The sequence below is a fragment of the Cyanobium sp. NIVA-CYA 375 genome (genome assembly GCF_056108345.1).
The window spans coordinates 1-1115 of sequence record NZ_JBSYHW010000228.1 but is presented as its reverse complement, the minus strand read 5'-3'; the positions used below and the strand labels follow the sequence as shown (position 1 = coordinate 1115).

The window sequence follows — 1115 nt, the reverse complement described above, 5'->3', positions numbered from 1 at the left end:
TCCGCTCATGGCGCTACCCTTAATCAAGGCCGCCTGAATGGCAGCCAAGGAGTGACAACTTTCCTGAAAGTCACCGACGAGCGGCAGCAGGAGAACGATGAGTGGTTGCGGCGCAACTTGAACAACCCTGGCATCAGCCGGATAGTGCTGTTTTGCGAGAGCGATGCGCCGCCTTTGCCGGAGGGCACGGTGCCGGTGGAGGTGGTGCGCAGCGACGAGCGGATCACCTATGCGGAGTGGTTTTGCTGGGTGAAGTGCCAGTGCTCGGGCATAGGCCTGCTGCTCAATGCCGACATCGGCATGGATGAGGGAATGGCGATCTCAACATGACCAAGATCTCTCTGGTTACAGCCTGCAAAAATAGGGAAGCCAACCTGCTCAAGGTGATTGAGTCGTGGCTGCTATCCGACTGCGATGAGTTCGTGATTGTGGACTGGAGCTGCGATGTGCCGCTGTTAGAAACCTTCCATCAAGCCGGCATCAAAGACAAGCGCATCCAGATCCTGCGTGTCGAAGATGAATCCCGCTGGATCCTCACCCACGCGTACAACGTGGGACTTAAGCGTAGCGAAGGCGACAGCATCCTCAAACTCGATAACGACCACGTCATCACCAAAGACTTTTTTGCAACTAATGCCCTCTCAGAGGGACTAGACGTACGGCTTGGATCCTGGCGATTGGCGAAAGATGCCTCTCAAGCCTACATCAATGGAGCCTTCTTCTCTCGAATCCAAGCCCTGCACAATGTCGGCTATTTCAATGAGGTGATCACCACCTATGGGTGGGACGACACCTATCTGCACGAAAGCCTCTTCTCCAATGGGGCAGCCATCGCCTATCTAGATCCAGCCACCATCCAGCACATCGACCAAGACGAGAAAAGCCGCACAGCTCAGCAGGCGGTTTCGAGGGAAGAGCAGCTCGCTATATCTGTGGACAAGAACGTGACCGAATTCATGAACAGGCGCAATATGTACCTCACCGCTGTGCTTCCCAGACAATCGTCGAATGCGGATCATTCCCAATTCGAAACGATCAGAACCAGCCCCCAGTTTCAGGAAAGTTGTCACCCCTCTGATCAGTACATCCGGGGGCTTGAGGACATGACTAATGCG

The 1115-nt window shown here is 54.7% G+C and carries 2 protein-coding genes; both read left to right on the top strand.

Features of this window, described 5'->3' with window-relative positions; genetic code table 11:
* On the top strand, window positions 1-330 hold a 330-nt coding region (locus tag AC01FP_RS17720; protein WP_474482057.1), incomplete at its 5' end, for a hypothetical protein.
* A partial coding sequence (locus AC01FP_RS17715; protein ID WP_474482055.1) for a glycosyltransferase family 2 protein occupies window positions 327-1115 on the top strand: 789 nt, incomplete at its 3' end. The genes AC01FP_RS17720 and AC01FP_RS17715, both read left to right, overlap by 4 nt.